At 41.4% G+C, this 3,285-nt stretch carries 6 protein-coding genes; 4 read left to right on the forward strand and 2 right to left on the reverse strand.

Annotated features, from left to right (window positions below; all coding sequences use genetic code 11):
* Both F6K20_RS40230 and F6K20_RS30655 read left to right on the forward strand, forming a co-directional pair.
* A partial coding sequence (locus F6K20_RS40230; protein ID WP_502708897.1) for a hypothetical protein occupies positions 1-154 on the forward strand: 154 nt, incomplete at its 5' end.
* Positions 155-209: 55 nt separating this feature from the next.
* Positions 210-581 carry a DUF433 domain-containing protein gene (locus tag F6K20_RS30655; protein ID WP_008190327.1) on the forward strand — a complete coding sequence of 124 codons (372 nt, stop codon included), beginning with the start codon at positions 210-212 and terminating at the stop codon, positions 579-581.
* Here the strand turns inward: F6K20_RS30655 and F6K20_RS30660 are convergent.
* Positions 568-756, reverse strand: a complete 189-nt coding sequence (locus F6K20_RS30660) for a hypothetical protein (protein ID WP_075873595.1) — start codon at positions 754-756, stop codon at positions 568-570. The two genes, F6K20_RS30655 and F6K20_RS30660, sit on opposite strands and share 14 nt — an antisense overlap.
* Before the next feature lie 23 nt (positions 757-779).
* Between F6K20_RS30660 and F6K20_RS30665 the strand changes: the two genes are divergently transcribed.
* Both F6K20_RS30665 and F6K20_RS30670 read left to right on the forward strand, forming a co-directional pair.
* Entirely contained in the window at positions 780-1,637 is an 858-nt protein-coding gene (locus tag F6K20_RS30665; protein WP_008190326.1) for an alpha/beta fold hydrolase, read from the forward strand.
* 177 nt (positions 1,638-1,814) lie between these two features.
* On the forward strand, positions 1,815-2,183 hold the full coding sequence (locus F6K20_RS30670) for a YccF domain-containing protein (RefSeq protein WP_008190325.1): 369 nt from the start codon (positions 1,815-1,817) through the stop codon (positions 2,181-2,183).
* A gap of 761 nt (positions 2,184-2,944) precedes the next feature.
* Here the strand turns inward: F6K20_RS30670 and F6K20_RS30675 are convergent.
* A complete protein-coding gene (locus tag F6K20_RS30675; protein WP_008190324.1) occupies positions 2,945-3,109 on the reverse strand; it encodes a hypothetical protein in 165 nt (54 codons plus the stop codon).
* Positions 3,110-3,285 lie beyond the last annotated feature (176 nt).

Genomic DNA, 3,285 nt, shown 5'->3' on the forward strand with positions numbered 1-3,285 from the left:
TACCCTATCGGAAATTTTAGCTCTGGTGATGAGGGATATTGAAGAAGAAGGATTCGATGTACTAACGTTCTTTCCTGAAGGGGATTTAGTTCAATTCCGCCCCTTGGAATTAGCAGCAGCGCTGAATCGATTGCGGACCCTGTCAGTACTTTGAGGGGAATCCGGATCAACAGTCCTTTTTAAATTATCAATTATCAATTATTGAACTGATGAAAATAGAAGACTATTTTGATTTTATGGCTCCTGATGATATTCGCATCAAAGGAACCCGAGTGGGCATTGAAAATGTGCTGTATGAGTACATTTATCGTAATCGTACTCCAGAAGAAATTCTTAACTGTTTTTACACCATTACCTTAGAACAAGTTTATGCTACAATTCTTTACTACTTAAATAACAAAGAAGTTGTCAGCCAATATATTTATGACTGGCTGGAATGGAGTCATCAGCAACATAAAGCTCAAGAACTAAACCCTCCTCCAGGTATAGTTAGATTACGAAAATTAAAAGCGGAACAAGAAGCTAATAAGGTAAGCATTCAGCTATCAGCTGTCAGCCGTCAGCTAATCAACGGAAGGTAGTAAACAAACTAGGGGGTGCTGGTACGACTGGTTGAAAATCCCTGCTGGTTTTACTCATCCGATCCCGTGCAGTTAAAGCGCCTGATAGCAGCTCAAGTAGCGTGCGCGTAGCGCTAATCGCTGTTCGCTGATAGCTGACGGCTGAATGCTTACCTAATAAGAAAGCCTGTACCATGGCTTAATCGCAATCATCCCATCATGCCCATACGTCAAACCTTAGACTTACCAAAGATCCAACTGTCTTACCTAGAATGGAACCAAGGCCAAACTCCCTTGTTACTCTTACATGGATTAGCAGACCATGCCCTAGTGTGGTCTAGCCTCGGGGATTACCTTGCCCCAAAGTATCATATCGTTGCTCCAGATCTGCGCGGTCATGGGGAAAGTAGCAAGCCGGATCTTGGCTATACCTTTGATGATCACATCGCGGATTTAGAAGCCTTAATGGATCACCTAGGATGGTCTAGTGCTCATATCCTCGGTCACTCCTGGACTGGTAAATTAGTTCCGATCTGGGCTAAGCAAAATCCATCGCGATTACGCAGCCTAATTTTGGTGGATCCCTTTTTCATCGGGAAAATTCCGATGTGGTTTAAGGTTCTGTTTCCCATACTGTTCCGTGTCTTGCCTTTTGTAAAAGCTATGGGACCCTTTGTCAGTTATGAGCAAGCGGAAGCACAAGCTAAACAATTAAAACAATACCGGGGCTGGAGTCCCTTTCAGCAAAACGTCTTTCAAGCCAGCATTGAACCTAAACCTGATGGCAGTTGGGGCAGTAAATTTGTGGTTCAGGCCAGAAATGAGATTTTTGAAGACGTGATGCGCGTAGCAGGACTAACGGAAATCATTGATATTCCTACGGTATTGATAGTACCAGAAAATGGTCTTAATCGCTCCGATGGACAGCTAAAACCCTATAAAACTTATCTCAAAAATCTAACTATTCGTCAAGTTTATGGGAATCATTGGCCATTTTTAGTAGAGCCGGAAGAGTTTAATCGGGCTGTAGAGCTGTTTTTGGAAGAGCAACAGCAAAAGCCCTGTGACGTTGACTGATCACTGTTTGCTCTGAGCTTTTTGCTGTGATGTTTCAGGATTAGACCATTTAATTTTATTACCCCTATTCCCTACTCCCTACTCCCTACTCCCTACTCCCTCAAACCTAGGACGAAGTCCTTTATCCCATTAACTGGTATAGTTAAGTAGCACCAAGGGAATTAATAAAATAGAGTCATGAGCCTTTTAGGAAACATTATCTGGTTAATTTTCGGCGGTTTAGTTGTTGGTGCCGGTTACATTATCGGTGGATTAGGGATTTGTCTGACTATTATTGGCATCCCCTTTGGAATACAGGCTATAAAGTTGGGCATCGCTACTCTGGCACCATTTGGCAGAACAATTGAGGAAACTTCAGAGGCTGGTAGCCTCCTCAATATGATTTTTAACATTATCTGGTTGATCGCTTTTGGCTGGGAGATTGCTGTGGCTCATTTGGTATCAGGGCTAATTTTAGCCATTACGATTATTGGTATTCCCTTTGCCCAACAGCATTTTAAATTAATTCCCCTGTCTCTATTTCCCTTCGGAAGAGAATTGCGCTAAATTTGTAAGCTATCAGTTATCAGCTATCAGCTATCAGTATATGCTTTGATGGGCTTTTATCCAGACTTTAAATTATGATTAATCTCGAACTATTAAATTATTCCGTTTGTGCGATAAGCACGCTACGCTGGGTTTATTATCAGCTGACGGCTGACAGCTGACGGCTGAATGGTTAACTAAATTTTATATTCAATACTTTTGTATTTATGGATAACACAGTTTTATTTGGTATCGGCACTTTGCAGGAGTGGCTAACAGTATTAGGTTATACATCTTTAATTGCTTTTGTTTTTTGGCGCGTGATGCTTACAAAGCCGAAGTGATATATTGAGATACTCTAGCAAAGGGAACAGGCTTGTAGGGTGGGCAAAAACAGTTTGGTTCAAATGAGTATTCTAGATAATATTACTTTGCCCACCCTACTTTAATTGGGATTTTTTTTACACTACATTGACCTACGCGCAAGTCAGAAGTCAGAAGTCAGAAGTCAGAAGTCAGCTTAGACTTACGTTTCGCAATTTAGGAATGTCCTAACCTTAATGTGTATAGCGGTTTTTAATCTAGTAAGGTACAATTTTTTTGGTTTTAGGGAGCAGGGAGCAGCTTACAAGGGTAGGTTTTTTACAAATGAGCGAGTAGGTACTTTAATTACGTAGAAATTCCGAAAACTATGTATTATATTATACAATAATTTCCGGGATAATTCTTTCCATCTCCTCATCTCCCCATAAACCCTTCGATCAGATCTGACCCAATCGCCCTTACACAAAAAAAATAACCACTTCTTCTCTTCTGTTCTCTTCTGTTCTCTTCTGATTGTTTATATTATTTTCTATTTTTTTCTGTGCTTTTCTGTTTACTTGAGCTTCTCCCCCCACACTTCCCACACCTCCCACACTTCCCACACTCCCTGTTTGACCTGTCATGTAAAAAACCTACCCTTATGAGGCAGGGAGCAGGGAGCAGGGAGCAGCGGATATGGGAAGAGGGAAGAGGGAAGAGGTAAAAAAATATGTGTACCTCATGAGGATAAAAAGCGCTATAGTGCTATATATTGAGATACTGCCCTTGACACTCCCCGGTCTAAAGACGCGGGGATTCA

Source organism: Moorena sp. SIO2C4 (genome assembly GCF_010672485.1).
GTDB lineage: Bacteria > Cyanobacteriota > Cyanobacteriia > Cyanobacteriales > Coleofasciculaceae > Moorena > Moorena producens.

Coding starts and splice junctions, on each gene's coding strand:
- F6K20_RS30655 (WP_008190327.1), top strand. CDS start 210: ATGAAAATAGAAGACTATTTTGATTTTATGGCTCCTGATGATATTCGC.
- F6K20_RS30660 (WP_075873595.1), bottom strand. CDS start 756: ATGGTACAGGCTTTCTTATTAGGTAAGCATTCAGCCGTCAGCTATCAG.
- F6K20_RS30665 (WP_008190326.1), top strand. CDS start 780: ATGCCCATACGTCAAACCTTAGACTTACCAAAGATCCAACTGTCTTAC.
- F6K20_RS30670 (WP_008190325.1), top strand. CDS start 1,815: ATGAGCCTTTTAGGAAACATTATCTGGTTAATTTTCGGCGGTTTAGTT.
- F6K20_RS30675 (WP_008190324.1), bottom strand. CDS start 3,109: ATGACAGGTCAAACAGGGAGTGTGGGAAGTGTGGGAGGTGTGGGAAGT.